Source organism: Nocardia abscessus NBRC 100374 (genome assembly GCF_000308455.1).
GTDB lineage: Bacteria > Actinomycetota > Actinomycetes > Mycobacteriales > Mycobacteriaceae > Nocardia > Nocardia abscessus.
Window position 1 is genome coordinate 6,442 of the sequence record NZ_BAFP01000130.1, and the last position, 18,592, is coordinate 25,033.

Annotated in this window: 1 protein-coding gene (cut by a window edge); it reads right to left on the reverse strand. The window is 72.9% G+C overall.

Features of this window, described 5'->3' with window-relative positions; translation table 11 throughout:
- Nucleotides 1-18,592, reverse strand: the 3' portion of a protein-coding gene (locus tag ON19_RS26575) for a non-ribosomal peptide synthetase (RefSeq protein ID WP_043698672.1). The gene runs 6,845 nt beyond the window's last position; 18,592 of the gene's 25,437 nt are visible here — the last part of the coding sequence; the start codon falls outside the window, past its right edge; its stop codon occupies nucleotides 1-3.

Genomic DNA, 18,592 nt, shown 5'->3' on the forward strand with positions numbered 1-18,592 from the left:
TCAGTGGGGGCCGGTGTCGGCCAGTACCGCGGTGAGGACGTGGCCGATCCTGGCCAGCGCGGATTCGGAGGTCATCCGCCAGTGCGAGGCGTGCACCGCGTGGTTGTGCACGGTGCCGTCCACGGCATCCGCCCAGCTCGCGGCACCCGTGGCGCCGATCGGATCGTCCAGCGCGGCGGTGAAGTAGACGAGGTTGCCCTTGTACGGGCGCGGGCGGTAGCGCCGGATCAGCTCCAGTGACCCGGCTCCCGCGCGCAGCACGCGATCGAGTCGGTCGGCGCCGAACGAGGCGAACGGTTCGGGCAGTTCCGCGATCCGGCGCGCGAGCCCGGGCAGGTCGAGTGCGGCGTCCTCCTCGTCGGCGGCTTCGCCGAGCAAACCGCCGAGCAAACCGCCGAGCAGGTCGGCGACCGGCAGCGGCGCGTTCGCGTCGGCGCCGGCCCGCAACGAGCTGTCCATCATGGCCAGTACCGCGACCCGCTGGCCCTGTTCCTGCAGGCGCACCGCGACGGCATGCGCGAGTACGCCGCCGAGCGACCAGCCCAGCAGGTGATACGGGCCTTCGGCCTGAACGGCGCGGATCTCGCGCACGTACTCGCGCGCCCAGTCGTCGATGGATTCCGGCAGGCGCGCGGCGGCGTCGAGCACCGGCGACTGGATGCCGTACACGTCCCGTTCCGGGTCCAGGTGCGCCGCCAGACCGGCGAACGACCACGCGACACCGCTCGCCGGATGGATGCAGAACAGCGGCTCTCGAGCGCCTCCGGTGCGCAGCGGAAGTACCACGTCGAACGCGGCGGCCGCGTCGACCCGGCCGCGGCCGGACCGGTGCTGCTCCAGCTGGGCGACCAGGCGGGCGGGCGTCGGCGCGGCGAACAGCCAGAGCACCGGGATCTGTTCGCCGAGTGCCGTGCTCAGGCGCGCGGCCAGCCGGGTGGCCAGCAGCGAGTTGCCGCCGCGTTCGAAGAAGTTGTCGTCCAGGCCGACCCGCTCGGCGGCGAGTACCTCGGCGAAGCCCGTGCACACGGCACGTTCCAAGTCGGTGCCGGGGGCGCGGAATTCCCGGCCGCGCAGCCGCGGACGCGGCAGCGCGGCCCGGTCTACCTTGCCGTTCGCGGTGAGCGGCAACGCCTGCACCTGCCGCAGCACCGCGGGCACCATGTAGCTCGGCAAGACCTCCGCCAGCGCGGCGCGCAGCGCGCCCGGGTCGAGCGGCCGCACGGCGGTGAAATAGCCGGCCAGCACGGCATTCGCGTCGTCGGTGTCGTAGGCGAGAACGATCGCCTCGCCGATCTCGGGCCGCGAGCGCAGGGCGTGCTCGATCTCGGCGAGTTCGATGCGGTAGCCGCGCACCTTCACCTGGGAGTCACGCCGCTCGACGTACTCCAGGTTGCCGTCCACCCCCCAGCGCACCATGTCGCCGGTGCGATACAGGCGTGCTCCCGCGGGACCGAACGGGTCGGCCACGAACCGCTCGGCGGTGAGGTGCACCCTGCCGTGGTAGCCGCGGGCCAGTTGCGCGCCGCCCAGATAGAGTTCGCCGGTCACCCCGGCGGGCACGGGATGCAGGCGATCATCGAGGACGTAGACCCGGGTGCCGGGCTCGGGTGTGCCGATGGGCACCACCGCGTGCCGCGTGGCCGCGCCGGTGCGGAACCGAGTCACCGAGACCGCGGTCTCGGTGGGGCCGTAGAGGTTGTCGATCCTGGCCGTGGTGAGCGCTGTGGCCCGGCGCAGCGTCGCGGCGGGCAACGCCTCGCCGATGACCAGCAGCCTGCGCAGCGAGCGCGGCATGCGCCGTTCGCCGGACGATTCGGCCAGCATCGCCAGCAGCGACGGCACCAGCGTCAGCGTCGTCACCGAGGCGCGGCGCACCAGGTCGAGCACACCCACCGGGTCGCGTTGCGCGTTCTGCGGTGCGAGCACCAGCCGGGCGCCGGTCCGCAGCGCCCACCAGTACTCCCATACCGACAGGTCGAAAGCCGCCGAGGTCGAGACCATCGCCGCGTCGTCCGGGCCGAGCCCGTATTCCGACTGCATCCAGTCCAGCTGGTGGGTGACCGCCGCGTGCGGCACCGCGACGCCCTTCGGCGCGCCGGTGGACCCGGAGGTGAAAACGACGTACGCGGTGTTCGCGGGCGCCAGGCGGGCGATCCGCTCGTCGTCGCGCACCGGCCCGTCGGCCACGGTCGCGGAGACCGTCGAGATATCCAGCACCACACTGTGTTCCGATGCCGCCGCGGGCAGCATCGGCACCCGTGCCGAGGTGAGCACCAAGCGCGGCGCGGCGGCGGCGAGCACGCTGGCGGTGCGCTCCAGCGGATGGGCCGGGTCCAGCGGCACGTAGGCGCCACCGGCCGTCACCACCGCGTACATCGCGACGAGCAGGTCGAGACTACGTGGAATGGCGAGCGCCACCAGCGATTCCGGGCCGATCCCGTGTTCGATGAGCACCCTGGCCAGGCGGTCGACCCGCGCGCCGAACTCACGGTAGGTCACCGTTCGCGCGTCGTCGACGATCGCGATCGCCTCGGGTGTCCGGGCCACCTGCGCCTGGAAGGCGGTGAGCAGCGTATCCGGGGCGAAGCGGCGATCGGCCTGATTCCAGGTGACCAGCATGCGCTCGGTCTCCGCCGGGTCCAGCAGCGCGAGATCTCCGACCGGCAGCCGAGGGTCGGCGCACACCGCGCCGAGCAACCGTTGCAGGCGGGTGGCGAACCCGGCCACCGTGGACTCGTCGAACAGGGCGGTCGCGTAGGTGAGCGAGGCGGCCATGCCGGCGGGCGTCCCGTCGGAGGCGTAGCGGTCGGTGACGACCAAGTGCAGATCGAACTGGGCGACCTCGGTTTCGAAGTCCGCGGCCGTCACGGTCAATCCGTCCAGGCCGAAGTCGGCCTCCGCCTGGTTGTGGAAGGAGAACCCGACCTGGAACAGCGGGTGGCGGGCGGTGGACCGCTCCGGGTCGAGCACCTCGACCAGACGCTCGAACGGCACGTCGGCGTGAGCGAAGGCCGCGACATCGGCCGCGCGGACGCGGGCGAGCAGATCGGCGAATCCGTCGCCCGCGTCGACCCGGGCGCGCAGCACCAGCGTATTGACGAACATGCCGACCACGTCGTCGAGTTCGGCCGCGCCGCGCCCGGCGACCGGAGTGCCCACCGCGATGTCCGGGGTGCCGGACAGGCGGGCGAGCAGCACCGCGAACGCGGCGTGCAGCACCATGAACAGCGTCGCGCCGGATTCCCGGCCGATGTCGGTCAGCCGGGCGTGCACGTCGGGTGCGATCGCGAAGTCGACGTGCCTGCCACGCGTGGCGACGACGGCGGGGCGCGGGCGATCGGTGGGCAGATTCAGCTGCGCGGGCAGATCGGCCAGCGTCTCGGTCCAGAACCGGATCTGCCGGGCCGGCAGCGAGCCGGGATCGTCCTCCGCACCGAGCAATTCGCGCTGCCACACGCTGAAATCGGTGTACTGCACCGCGAGCGGCGGCCAGTCGGGTGCGACGCCGCGTCTGCGGGCGGCGTAGGCGAGCATCACGTCGCGGGCCAGCGGCGCCAGCGACGAGCCGTCGGCGGCGATGTGGTGCACGACCACCACCAGCACGTGTTCGGTGACCGGAGCGGTCGCGTCGCCGTCGAGCGGAGCGAACAGCCGGGCGCGGACCGGGACGGTCTCGGTGACGTCGAAACCGCCGCCGACGAAATCGGCCACCGCGGCGCCGAGATCGTCGGCGGGGACGGCGACGGGCGCGAGCACGGGAGTGCTCGTCTCGGCGGGCAGCACCACCTGCACCGGTCCGGACGCGTGCTGCGGGTACACGGTGCGCAGCACGTCGTGGCGGGCGACGACGTCGCCGATCGCGGCGGCGAGCGCGGCCACGTCCAGTTCGCCGGTCAGCCGCACCGCCAGCGGAATGTTGTAGGCCGTGGACTGCCGATCGAGGCGGTTGAGGAACCACATGCGCTGTTGGGCCAGCGAGAGCGGCACCGGCCCGGTGCCCGCGCGCCGGGTGAGCGCGGGACGCCCGGCCGCGCCGGAGGCGGTCGTCAGCATGCGGGCCAGGGCGGCGACCGACGGATGCTCGAACACCGCGCGGACGCCGACGGTGACCGCCAGCCGGTCACCGAGCCGGGCGGCCAGCTGGGTCGCGGTCAGCGAGTTGCCGCCCCGGGCGAAGAAGTCGTCGTCCAGGCCGACACCGCCGTCGAGTCCGAGCACCTCCGCGACCGTCTGCGCCACCACCCGCTCGACCTCGGTGCGGGGCGCGCGGAACGGCGCGCCACGAAGCCGGGGCCGTGGCAACGCGTTCCGATCCAACTTGCCGACCGGTGTCAACGGCAGTTCGTCGAGCGTCAGGACAACGCTGGGCACCATGTACGACGCGAGCGAGCGTGCCGCATGGGTCAGTAGGGCGGCGGTGTCGACGGTGTGGCCGGCCGCCGCGACCACGTAGGCCACGAGGGATACCGCGCCCGAGGCGTCGGTGTGGCCCACGGTGACGGCCGTCTCCACCGTTTCGTGCGCGGCCAGCACGGTGTCGATCTCACCGAGTTCGATGCGCAGGCCGCGCACCTTCACCTGGTGGTCGGAACGCCCGACGTAGTGCAGCGCGCCGGACCGGTTCCACCGCACCAGATCACCGGTCCGGTAGAGCCGTCCCCCCGCGCGGCCGTAGGGGTCGGCGACGAATCGGGACGCCGAGAGCCCCGGCCGCGCGTGATAGCCCCGGGCAAGGCCGGGACCGCGCAGGTACAGCTCGCCGGTGACACCGATCGGCACCGGACGCAACCGGCTGTCCAGCACCACCACGGACATGCCGTGGATCGGCGCGCCGAGATCGAGCGGGTCGCCGGGGCGCAGCGCCGCGCTGATGGTGGCGATGACGGTGGTCTCGGTGGGTCCGTAGGTGTTGTGGAACGAGCGGCCCTCCGCCCAGCGGCGCACCGTGTCGGGGCCGTAGGACTCGCCGCCGACGGTGAGCTGCCGTAGACACCCCAGCTGGGCCGGGTCGAGGGTCGGCAGGACGGCCGGGGTGAGGAACGCGTGCGTCACCCGCTGGTCGCGGATGAGCGCGGTGAGCTCGGCGCCGCCGTAGACGCCGGGCGGTGCGATCACCACCGCCGCCCCCGCCGACAGCGCCAGCAGCAGTTCGAGCATGGACGCGTCGAAGCTGGGCGAGGCCACGTGCAGCACGCGCGCGTCCGCGGTGACCTGGTACCGATCCCGCTGCGCGGCGGCCACTCCGGCGAGTCCGCCGTGGGTGGCGACCACGCCCTTGGGCGTTCCGGTCGAGCCGGAGGTGTAGATCATCCAGGCCGGATTCTCCAGCCGGACGGGACGGATCAGCTCGGCCGCGTCGACCGCTTGCCCGCTGTTGCGGCGCATCCTGGCGGCGGTGGACGGCGCGTCGAGCACCAGCCAGTCGACCTCGCCGGGCAGCGCCGCGCGGCAGGTGGCGATCGTCAAGCCCAGCGCCGCACCGGAATCCGTGAGCATGTGCGCGATCCGCTCGGCCGGATAGGTGGGATCCACCGGGACGAACGCCGCGCCCGTCTTGGCCACCGCCCACACCGCGACCACGGAGCTGATCGAGCGCGGCACCGCGACGGCGACCACGTCCTCCGCGCCGAGACCGTGCCCGATGAGCATGCGCGCCAGCCGCGAGGACTGCTCGTCGAGCATCCGGTAGGTCAGCCGCCGCTCGCCCGCGATCAGCGCCACCGCGTCCGGGTCGACCGCGGCCGCCGCAGCCATCAGCTCGGCCAGGGTGCGGGGCGGCACCGGGGCGTCGCCGCGGCGGCCGAGCAGGTCGGCGCGTTCGGCGGGCGCCAGCAGGTCGGCTTCGGCGACGGGCCGGTCGGGTGCGGCGGTGAGCGCGCCGAGGAGCCTGCCGAAGCGGCGCACCAGCGCGCTCGCGGTGGCCGCGTCGAACAGGTCGGTGGCGTAGTCCAGCTCCACCGCGAGGTGACCGTCGGCATCGGGCTCGGCGGACACGGTGAACTGCAGGTCGAAACGAGCCACCCGCTCGTCGAATTCGACCGCCGAGAGCTCGAGGCCGGGCACGGTGAAGGCGTCGGGCTCGGTGTCCAGGTAGCTCAGGGCCACGGTGAACAGCGGATGCCGGGCCAGGGAGCGCTCGACGCCGAGTTCGTCGACCACCCGGTCGAACGGCACACTCGCGTTCTCGAATGCCGCGAGGTCGACGGCCCTGGTCTGCGCGAGCAGATGGGCGAAGGGGCGGTCCTGATCCGGCCGGGTGCGCAGCACCACGGTGTTGACGAACATGCCGACCAGGTCGTCCAGTGCCGCCGCGCCGCGCCCGGCCACCGGGGCGCCGATCGGGATGTCGCCGGAGCCCGTCAACCGGGCCAGCAGGACGACGAGGGCGGCGTGCACCACCATGAACGGCGTCGCGTCGTGCCTGAGCGCGAGTTCGCGCACGCGCGCGGCGACGCCGCCGCCGATCCTGGCCCGCACGCTCGCGCCGCGCTTGCTCGCGACGGCGGGACGTGGGCGGTCGGTGGGCAGCTCGAGCTCGCCGGGCAGGTCGCGCAGCGTCTCGGCCCAGAACGAAAGCCGCGCGGCGCCCGTGGTTTCCAGCTCGGCGGCCTGCCACAGGGCGTAGTCGGCGTACTGGGCCGCCTGCGCGGGCCAGGCCGGGTCCGTGCCGAGGACGCGGGAAAGGTAGGCGGCGAGCAGGTCGCGCAGCAGCGGGCCCATCGAATAGCCGTCCGCCGCGATGTGGTGCACCGCCGCGACCAGCACGTGCCGGGTGTCGTGCTCGCGCAGCAGCGCCGCGCGCACCGGGACTTCGGCGGTCACATCGAAACCAGCGCCGAGGAATTCGGCGATCCGGTCGTCGGCCGCACGGCCGTTCAACGCTTCGACCGTCAAGCGTGCCCCGGCGTCCGGAGGCAGGATCACCTGGTGACCGGCGCCGGTCTTGTCGGCCGGATATACCGTGCGCAAACTCTCGTGCCGCGCCACAACGTCGGCGAACGCGGCGACCAGGGCGTCGGTGTCCAGTGCGCCTTCGATGCGCAGCGCGACCGGGATGTTGTGCGCGGGCGAAGCCGGATCGAGCCGGTTGAGCGACCACATGCCGCGCTGGACCGGCGCGAGCGGAATCGTCTCCGGGCGCGGGCCCGCCACCAGCGGAACCACCTGCTCGCTCGCCGCGGCCTCCGCGGTGAGCAGTTCGGCCAGAGCCCGCACCGTCGGCGCCTCGAACAGCAGCCGCACCGGAACTCGGCGGCCGAGCCGGTCGCCGAGCCGGGCCAGCACCCGGGTGGCGCTGAGCGAGTTGCCGCCCAGCGCGAAGAAATGGTCGTCGACGCCGATCGGCCCGGCGCCGAGCACCGATTCGAAGGCGTCGGCCACCGCCCGTTCGGCGGGTGCGACCGGGGCGCGATAAGCGACGCGGTCGAAAACCGGTTCCGGCAACGCGTTCCGGTCCAGCTTGCCGGAGGGGTTGAGCGGGAAGGCATCCAGAGTGACCAGCGCCGACGGAACTATGTACGACGGCAGCGTGGCCGCGGCGGCGCGCAGCACCTCGGCATCGGACGCCGCGGCGCCCGGCTGGGCGGTGACGTAGCCGACCAGGTGGTCGTCGCCGGTGACGGTGGTGACCACCCGGGCAGCCGCCTGCGCCACACCGGGCGCGGCCACGAGCGCGGCTTCGATCTCGCCCAGTTCGACCCGCTGGCCGCGGAATTTCACCTGGAAGTCGCTGCGGCCCAGATACACCAGTTCGGCGGCGCCGCCGCCGGTGTCCCAGCGCACCAAGTCGCCGGTGCGGTACATCCGCTCGCCGAGCGCGCCGAACGGGTTGGCCACGAAGCGGTCCGCGGTCAGGTCCGGCCTGCCGTGGTAGCCGCGCGCGAGCTGGACACCCGCGAGGTACAGCTCGCCCGCGACGCCGGGAAGCGTCGGGCGCAGTCGCGAATCCAGCACGTAGACGCGGCTGTTCCAGGCCGGGTTGCCGATCGGCAGCACGGTGCGGCCGCCCTCGCCCGTGACGTCGCGGTGGGTGATGCTCACCGCGGCCTCGGTCGGGCCGTACAGGTTGTGCAGCCGTGCGGCGCTCACCGCGCCGAACGCCCGCACCGTCTCGGCGGGCAACGCCTCGCCGATCACGAACACCGTGTGCAGCGACTCGAGTGCGGCGCTCGCTCCGGCGGAGGCGACGTGCCCGGCGAAGACGCTCAGCATCGACGGCACGAAATCGGTGACCGTCACCTGTCTTTCGGCGATCACCCGGGTGAGATAGCCGGGGTCACGGTGACCGTCCGGGGCGGCCAGCACGAGCGTGGCGCCGACGCGCAGCGGCAGGAAGTAGCCCCACAGCGACACGTCGAACGTGGTGGCGGTCTTCTGCAGGTACACGTCGTCGGCGGTGAGGCCGTACTGCGACTGCATCCAGGTCATCTGGTTGACGATCGCGGCGTGCGAGACGCTGACGCCCTTGGGTTTTCCGGTGGAGCCGCTGGTGAAGATCACGTACGCGGGGCTGTCCGGGTGGATCGGCTCGGGACGCTCGTCGACCGCGATCGGGTCGTCGGAGTAGCCGTCCAGCGCGAGGGCGTCGACCAGGACGGTGGGGACGTCGTCGAGGTCGATCCGATCCGCCGTCGTGGTGAGCAAGGCCACGGGCGCGGCGGTGCCGAGGATGTGCGCGATGCGCCGCGCGGGGTGGTCCGGGTCGATCGGCACGTACGCGCCGCCCGCCTTGAGCACCGCGTACATCGCGATCACCAGCTCGGGTGAACGCCGGATCGCCAGCGCCACCAGCGCTTCCGGGCCGACGCCCGCCGCGATGAGGTGGCGGGCCAGCCGGTTGGCACGCCGGTCCAGCTCGCCGTAGGACACGGTGGCCGGAGGCGTCGCGCTGTCGGGAACGAACACCAGCGCCGGGTCGTCGGGCGTCGCGGCGGCCTGCGCCTCGAACTCGTCGAGCAGCAGTTCGTCGGCCAAGGCGGTGTGCGCGGAGTCGTTCCACTCGGTGACCACGCGACACAGCTCGCCCGCGCCGAACAGATCGATGTCGCCGACCACCTGTTCCGGGTCGGCGGTGACCACGGCGAGCAGGCGGGCGAAGCGCGCGCCGAAGGTCTCGACGGTCGCGGCGTCGAACAGATCGGTGGCGTAGGTGAAGCGCAGCTCGTCACCGGCGACGGTCAGCTGGAGATCGAACGGGGTGGTCTCGTAGTCGAATTCGTGCTCGGTCACCGCCACCCCGGCCATGTCCAAGGTGACCGGCGCGAGGTTCTGGAAGAACAGCGCGATCTGGAACAGCGGGTGCCTGGCCCGCGACCGCGGCGGGTCGAGCACCTCGACCAGGCGCTCGAACGGCACGTCGGCGTGGGCGAAGGCGTCGAGGTCGTGTTCGCGCACCCGGTGCAGCACGGCGGCGAAGGTGTCCGAGCCGGGCACCTGCGCGCGCAGCACCAGGGTGTTGACGAACATGCCGACCAGATCGTCGAGCGCCGCGTCACCACGGCCCGCGACGGGCGCGCCGATCGCGATGTCGGCCGTGCCGGACAGCCTGGCCAGCAGGGTGGCCAGCGCGGCGTGCACGACCATGAACGGCGTGGCCTCGTAGCGCGCCGCCACGGTGGCGATACCGGCGCGGACCTCGTCCGGCAGGACCACGGTGGTGCTCGCCGCGGCGTGGGAGGCGACTGCCGGACGCGGCCGGTCGGCCGGTAGGTCGAGCTGAGCGGGCAAGGTGCGCAACGTCTCGCGCCAGTACTCCAGCTGGCGCGCGGCCACCGAGTCGGGAACGTCTTCCGCGCCGAGCACCTCGCGCTGCCAGAGCGCGTAGTCGGCGTACTGCAGGTCGAGTTCGGTCCAGACCGGCGCGGTGCGCGTCGCGCGGGCCGCGTACGCGGCGGCGAGATCGCGGGCCAGCGGGCCCATGGAGAACCCGTCGGCGGCGATGTGGTGCACCACCAGGGCCAGCAGGTGATCGCGCTCGGATCGGGCGGCCAGGCCGACGCGCAGCGGCACCTCGGCGATCAGGTCGAACGGGGCGGCGACGAACTCGCGCAGCGCGCCCACCGCGTCCAAGCGCTGGATCACCGGCACCTGGGTGGGGTCGAGAATGCGCTGGTAGCCGACGCCATCGAGGTCGGGGTAGACGGTGCGCAGCGTTTCGTGCCTGCCGACCACGTCACCGACGGCGGCGGCCAGGGTGTCCGGGTCCAGGTAGCCGGTGAGGCGTACCACCACCGCGATGTTGTGCACGGTCTCGGTGGGGTCGAAGCGGTTGAGGAACCACATGCGCTGCTGCGCGGGCGAGAGCGGGATGCGCTCGGGGCGCGGCCGGGGCGTGAGCGCGGGCCTGCCGCCGCGGCCCGCGAGGCGTTCGGCACGCGCGGCCAGGGCGGACACCGTCGGCGCCTCGAACAGCAGGCGCACCGGAATCTCGGTGTCCAGCGCGGCCCCCAGCCGGGCGGCGACCTGGGTCGCGATCAGCGAATTGCCGCCGAGGGCGAAGAAATCGTCGTCCACTCCGACGCGCTGCACACCGAGCAGGTTCGCCACGATCCGCGCGACGGTCGCCTCCTCGCGCGTGGCCGGAGCCCGGTAGCCCACGGTCGTGAACTCCGGCGCGGGCAGCGCCGCGCGGTCCACCTTGCCGGAGGCGTTGACCGGGAGCCGTTCCAGCACGACGAACGAGGTGGGCACCAGGTACGCGGGCAGCGCGGCGCCCAGCGCGGCGCGCACGTCCTCGGTGTCGAGCACGGGGCGGCCCGAGGCAACCAGGTAGGCCACGAGCTGATCGCCCAACCGCTCGTCGGAACGGACCAGCACCACCGCCTGCGCGACCGCGTCCAGCGCCAGCAACGCCGACTCGATCTCGCCCGGCTCGATGCGCAGGCCGCGCAGTTTCACCTGGAAGTCCGTGCGCCCCAGGTACTCCAGCTCGCCGTCGCCGCGCCACGCCACGAGATCGCCGGTGCGGTACATCCGCGCCCCGGACGGACCGAACGGATCGGCCACGAACCGGTCGGCGGTCAGCTCCGGGCGCGCCACGTAACCCCGGGCCAGCTGCGCGCCCGCCAGGTACAGTTCACCGGGCACGCCGACCGGCACCGGCCGCATCCGGGCGTCCAGCACCAGCAGGCGAGTGTTGGCCACCGGCCTGCCGATCGGCACGGACTCCAGGTCCGTATCGGTCACCTCGTGGTAGGTGACGTCGACAGCGGCCTCCGTTGGGCCGTACAGGTTGTGCACCCGCGCTCCGATCACCTCTCGCGCCCGCTGCGCGGCAACCGCGGGCAATACCTCGCCCGACGCGAAGACGTTGCGCAGCGTAATGCACTCTCCTGAACGTGGGTCTGCCAGGAAAACCCCCAGCATGGCCGGGACGAAGTGCACCGTCGTGACGCGCTGCTCGATGATCAGCCGAGCCAGATAACCCGGGCCGCGATGGCCATCTGGACGTGCGACCACCAGCCGCGCACCGAAAGCCAAGGGCCAGAAAAACTCCCAGACGGAAACATCGAAGGTGGCGGGGGTCTTCTGCAGCACCACGTCGTCCGTGGCCAGCGGATAGGCCGACTGCATCCATGTGAGGCGATTCACGATCGCCGCGTGGGTGACCGCCACGCCTTTCGGGCGGCCGGTCGATCCCGAGGTGAAGATCACATACGCGGTGTGGCCCGGCCCCGGCGTACCGAGCCGGTCCGGCGTGGTCAGTGGATCGCCGGAGTAGCCGGTGAGATCGAGCCGGTCGATCCGTACCTGCCGCGCGGCGCCCGCGTCCAGGTCGAGGCCCGAGGTGAGCACGCACACCGGCCGGGCGGTCGCCAGCACGTACTCCAGCCGCTCGGCGGGGTGGTCGGGGTCGAGCGGGACATACGCGCCGCCGGCCAGGGTGACCGCGTAGATGCCGACCACCAGATCCAGCGAGCGGCGCATACCGAGCGCGACCGGCGCGTCCGGGCCGACGCCTTGCCCGGCCAGCCAGCGTGCGAGGCGTCGGGCCCGTTCCGCGAACTCGGCATAGGTGAGCGTGCGACCCTCCACGGTGACCGCCTGCGCGTCCGGGGTCCTGGCCACCTGTGCCTCGAACAGCGAGATCAGCGTGGCCGCGGGGTCGACCGGGGCGGCGGTGTCGTTCCACCGGTCCAGCACGAGCGCCCGCTCCGCGTCGTCCAGCAGCTCGAGGTCGCCGACGCGCACCGACGGATCGGCCACCACGCTGCGCAGCACGCGCACGAACCGAGCCCCGAACGTGGCGACGGTGTCGCGGTCGAACAGGTCTGTGGCGTACCGCAGCACGCCGCGCAGCGCGGCTCCGGCGTCGGTGCGGTGCTCGGCCAGCTCCACTGCCAGATCGACCTGCGCGACGCCGTTGTCCAGCGGATAGGCCGACACCGTGAGGCCGGGCAGCCGCAGCACGGTGTCGTCGTGGTGCTCGAAGGTGAGCAGGGTTTGCACGATCGGCGCGTGCGCCTGCGAACGAACCGGGTTCAGCTCCTCCACCAGGCGCTCGAACGGCAGGTCGGCGCGCGCGAAGGCCCGCACGTCGACCTCGCGCACCCGGGCGAGCAGCTCGGCGAAGGACGCGTCCGCCGCGACCGGGGTGCGCAGCACGAGGGTGTTGACGAACATGCCGACCAAGTCGTCCAGCGCTTGCTCGCCGCGTCCGGCGACGGGCGTGCCGACGGCGACGTCGTCCACTCCGGCGAGCCGGGCGAGCAGCGTGGCGTAGGCGGCGTGCAGCACCATGAACGTCGAGACCCCGTGCCGCCGCACGAGACCGGTGATCGCCGCGGTGAGGTCGGCGGGGATCGCGAATTCGACGGTAGCGCCCCGGCCGGAGGCCACCGGCGGGCGCGGGCGATCGGCGGGCAGCTCCAGCACCGGGGCCAGTCCGGCGAGTTCGGCTCGCCAGTACGCGATCTGGCCGGACAGCACCGAATCCGGGTCGTCCGCCGAGCCGAGTGCCGCGCGCTGCCAGAGGGTGAAATCCGGGTACTGCACGGGCAGCGGACGCCATGCGGGCTCCTCCCCCGCGACGCGCGCGGAGTAGGCCGTCATCAGGTCGCGGGCCAGCGGGGCGGTGGAGACGCCGTCGGCGGCGATGTGGTGGACCACCACCGCGAGCACATGGTCATCCGGACCGACACGAAACAGGCTCGCCCGCAACGGGATACTGGTGCGCAGATCGAAACTCCCGCCGGTCGACGCAAGCACCGCGTCGCGCAGGTGCGGCTCGGTCACCTCGATCGGGTGCAGCGGCAGCTCGGGCAGGTCGGTGTCGGCGAGAACCACCTGGGCTGGTCCCTCGGCATCCGCGGGGAAGACGGTGCGCAGCGACTCGTGCCGACCGATCACGTCGCGCACCGCCGCCCGCAACGCCGCCACGTCCAAATCGCCGGTGAGCCGAATGGTGATCGGGATGTGATAGACCGCCGAATCCGGATCGAGCCGGTGCAGCAGCCACATCCGGGTCTGTGCCAGCGACAACGGTATCCGTGCGGGCCGCTCGCCCGGGACGAGCGCGGGCCCGTCGGCGTCCGGGCGCTCCGGCCGGGTGACCCGCAGTGCGAGCCCCGCCACGGTCGGCGCCTCGAACACCTCGCGCACGGTCAGCGCGCAGCCGAAGGCGGCGTTCGCCCTGGCGACCAGCCGCATGGCCAGCAGCGAATTGCCGCCGCGGGCGAAGAAGTCGTCGTCCGCGCCGATGCGCGCCGTGCCGGTCAGGTCGGCGACCAGCGTGGCGAGCACCGCTTCGGTCCCCTCCCGGGGCGGGCGGAACTCCGCTGCCGCGCCGGTGAATTCGACGGCGGGCAGCGCCGAGCGGTCGAGCTTGCCCACGGTGGTCAACGGCATCTGCCCGAGCACGACGACGTGGGCGGGCACCATGTAGGCGGGCAGCTGAGCGCGCAGCGCGTCGAGCACCGCCTCGGGGGCGATGGCCGCGCCGGTGACATAACCGACCAGGCATCGCTGCCCCGTGCTGTCGCGAGCCACCAGCACCGCCGCGTTGCGCACTCCGGGCGCGGCGGCGAGCACGGCCTCGATCTCGCCCAGCTCGATCCGCTGACCGCGCAGCTCGACCTGGAAATCGTTGCGGCCCAGATACACCAGATCGCCGTCGCGGTTCCAGCGCACCAGGTCGCCGGTCCGGTACATCATGCGGCCGGGGACGCCGAACGGGTCGGCGACGAATCGCTCGGCGGTCAGCCCGGGACGGGCGTGATAGCCGCGCGCCAGCTGGTCGCCCGCGAGGTACAGCTCCCCCGGGACGCCGATCGGCACCGGACGCAACCGCGCGTCCAGCACGTAGGCCCTGGTGTTCCAGCACGGGCGGCCGATCGCCACGTCCCGGCCGGATTCGGCGGCGGCGTCGGCGAACTCGTGATAGATCGCCGAGATCGCCGCCTCGGTCGGACCGTAGGCATTGTGCACCGCGCCGTCGAAGCTGCCGCGCAGCGCGGCGAGCAGATCCGGGGTGAGCGCCTCACCCCCGCAGTGCAGGTGCCGGAACGACCGCAGCGCGTCGCCCATGCCCTCACCGATCAGCGCGGCCAGCACCGACGGCACGTACTCGCCGATGGTGATTCGGTGTTCGCGCAGCAGATCCGCGAGATAGGTGAGGTCGAGGTGCTCGCCGGGCCGCGCGATCACCAGCGGTGCGCCGACGGCGATCGGCAGGAAGCACTCCCACACCGACACGTCGAAGATCAGCGGGGCCCGTTGCAGGATGCGGTCGGACGCGGTGACCTCGTAGCGGTGCTCCAGCCAGCGCAGCTGGTTCATGATCGCCCGGTGCATCACCGCGACGCTCTTCGGCGTGCCCGTGGAACCGGGGGTGAACAGCACATAGGCGGTGTTGTCCGCACGCAGGGCGGCGACCCGCTCGGCATCGGCGACCGGACCGTCGGGTACGCCGTCGAGGTCGAGATCGGCGAGGTCGAGCACGGGCACGCCGTCCAGGGCGGGCAGCGTCGCGCCGCCCGCGGTGAGCACCAGCCGCGGCGCGGCGCTCACCACGATCCGCGCCAGGCGCTCGGCGGGCTGCGCCGGGTCGATCGGCAGATACGCGCCGCCCGCCCGCACGATCGCGTACATCGCCACGAGCATGTCGATCGAGCGCCACGCGGCCAGTCCGACGACGTCCTCCGGGCCTACGCCCGCCTCGATCAACCTGCGGGCCAGCCGGTTCACCCGGGACGCGAACGCGGCGTAGGTCACCGCCGTGTCCTCGTAGCGCACGCCGATCTCGTCGGGGGTGGCGGCCACGCGGGCGGTGAGCAGGTCGTCCAGTGTCTCGGCGGGCAGGGCGTGCGCGGTGGCGTTGCGGTCCGACAGCAGCATGCCGCGCTCGGCCACCGACATCAGCTCGACCGCGCCGACCGGGGTGCGGGCGTCACGCACCATGGCGCGCAGCACGCGTTCGAAGGCGGCGAGGAACCCGGCCGCGGTCGGTTCGTCGAACAGGTCGAGCGCGTAGTGCAGGTGCACGTCGATGCCGTCCGGAGCGCCGTCGGCGGTGTAGCGGTCGGTCAGCGTCCAGTCCAGGTCGAGCTGGATCGGCGCCGCGCCCACCTCGAGCGCGGCGATGGCCAGCCGGTGCAGCCGGAACTCCGGCGCCGCCTGGTTCTGCAAGGTCAGCGCGACCTGGTACAGCGGGGCGTGCGCCTGCGAGCGGACCGGGTTGACGACCTCGACCAACTGCTCGAACGGCACCGCGGCGTGGTCGAAGGCGGCCAGGTCGGCCGCGCGCACCGACGCCAGCAGTTCGGCGAGGGTCGCGTCCGGCCGGACCTCGGTGCGCAGCACCAGCGTGTTGACGAACATGCCGACGAGTTCGTCCAGCGCTTCGGCGCCCCGTCCGGCGACCGGCGCGCCGATCACGACGTCCGAGCCGGCGCCGTAGCGGCTGAGCAACACCGCCAGCGCGGTGTGCAGCACCATGAACGGGGTCGCCCGGTGCGCGGCGGCGAGGACCTGGATCTGCTCGTGCAAGCCGGCGTCGAGCCGCGCGGTCGACGCGCCGCCCCGGTTGGTGGCGACCGCGGGGCGCGGCCGATCGGACGGGAGCGTCAGCACCTCGGGCAGCCCCGCCAGCCGATCGGTCCAGTACGCCAGCTGGCGGGACAGGACCGAGGCCGGGTCGTCGGCGGAGCCGAGTGCGGCACGCTGCCAGATGGCGAAGTCGGCGTACTGCACCCGCGGCGGCCCGGAGGCCGGTGCGATGCCCGCGCACCGCGCGACGTAAGCGTTGGCCAGGTCCCGGGTCAGCGGCGCGAAAGACCAACCGTCGGCGGCGATGTGGTGCACGACGAACAGCAGGACGTGGACCTGTTGCCCGCCCGGCCCCGACTCGTCCTGGACGCGCAGCAGACGAACGCGCAGCGGTACCTCGGCGGTCACGTCGAACCCGGCGCGGGCCGCGGCGGCGACGAGCTCGGGCACCTGCGCCGCCGGGACCGGCCGCGCGACCAGCTCCACCAGTTTCGTCCCGGCGGGGAGCACCACCTGTGTCGCGCCGCCGTCGTGTTCGGGATAGATCGTGCGCAGCGTCTCGTGCCTGGCGATCACATCGGCTATCGCCGCCGCCAGGGCGGGCACGTTCAACGCCCCGGTGAGGCGCAGCGCGAACGGGATGTTGTACGCCCCGGTGGTGGTGTCGAACCGATTCAGGAACCACATGCGCTGCTGGGCGATCGACAGCGGGACCGGCCCGCTGCGCTCCTGCGGCGTGAGTGGCGGCAGCGGAACGGGGGTGTCATCGATCGGGCCGTCGACGGTGATCCGCCGCGCCAGCGCGCGCACCGTGGACGCGTCGAAGATCGTGCGCACCGCCACCTCGGCGCCGGTGGCCCTGCCCAGTCGCGCGGCGAGCCGGGTGGCGCTGAGCGAGTTGCCGCCCAGGGCGAAGAAATCGTCCTCGGCGCCCACGTCGGCCACTCCGAGCAGGGTCGAGACCGTTTCGGCGACAAGTGTTTCCGCTTCGCCACTGGGCGCCTGGAACACCGCGGGCGCGAGCGCGGGCGCGGGCAGTGCCGTGCGGTCCAGCTTCCCCGACGCGTTCACCGGGAACCGTTCGAGCACCACGAACGCCTGCGGCACCAGGTAGCCCGGCAGCCGCTCGGCCAGCGCGTCACGCACCACCGTGATCTCGATCGGCCCGTCCGCCACCAGGTAGGCGACGAGTCGCTCTCCGGTGCCGCGATCGTCGCGTACCAGGACGGCGGCCTGCGTGACGCCGCGCGTCGCGAGCAGGGCCGCCTCGATCTCGCCGAGCTCTACGCGCAGGCCGCGGATCTCGACCTGGAAGTCGGTGCGGCCGAGGAACTCCAGCTCGCCCGCGGCGGTCCACTTCACCAGGTCGCCGGTGCGGTACATCCGTTCGCCGGGTGGGCCGAACGGGTCGGTGACGAACCGGTCTCCGGTCAGGTCGGGGCGGCCCAGGTAGCCGCGCGCCAGCTGGACGCCCGCGAGATACAGCTCACCGGGCACCCCGACGGGCACCGGACGCAACCGCGCGTCGAGCACGTAGGTCCGGATGTTCCAGATCGGCTTGCCCATCGGCACCGTCTCGAAATCGGTGTCGCACACCTGGTGGAAGGTCACCTCCACCGCGGCCTCGGTCGGGCCGTAGCCGTTGTGCACCCGTGCGCCGGTGCGTTCGCGCATCCGCTGGGCGACGCCGACGGGCAGCGCCTCGCCGGAGCAGAACACCTCGCGCAGCGTCGGTACGTCGAGCGCCTCGTCGGCGAAGACGGCCAGCATGGACGGTACGAAGTGCGCTGCCGTGACGCCCTCGGTCCGGATGAGCCGGGCCAGGTAGGCCGGGTCGCGGTGGCCGTCCGGCCGGGCCAGCACCATGCGGGCGCCGACCTGTAGGGGCCAGAAGAACTCCGGCACCGAGACGTCGAAGGTGGCGGGCGTCTTCTGCAGCAGGACATCGCCGGGCCCGAGCCCGGCGTACGCGGACTGCATCCAGCGCAGCCGGTTCACGATGCCGCGGTGACTCATCGCCACGCCCTTCGGCCTGCCCGTGGAACCGGAAGTGAACAGCACGTACGCGGTATTCGACGGCCGCAGCGGCGCGCGCCGGTCGGCATCGGTGAGCGGACGGTCCGAGTAGGCGGACAGGTCGAGCCGATCGATCCGCGTCTCGGCGAGACCGCAGTGCAGGTCCGTGCCCGCGGTGAGCACGCACACGGGCGCGGCCGTGGCGAGGATGTGCGCGGTGCGCTCGGCGGGGTGGTCGGGGTCGAGCGGCAGGTAGCCGCCGCCCGCCACGGTGACGGCGTACATGCCGACCACCAGGTCGACCGAGCGGCGAATACCCAATGCCACCAGCGACTCCGGGCCGACGCCCTGTTCGACGAGCCAGCGTGCCAGCCGATTTACCCGACCGGCGAACTCGGAATATGTCAGCGTCGCGTAGCGACTCGTTGGGGGGTGGTGGTCGGGCGACGGGTGGGCGAGCGTCGCGTAGCGACTCGTCGAGGGGTGGTGGTCGGGCGACGGGTGGGCGAGCGTCGCGTAGCGACTCGTCGAGGGGTGGTGGTCGGGCGACGGGTGGGCGAGCGTCGCGTAGCGACTCGTCGAGGGGTGGTGG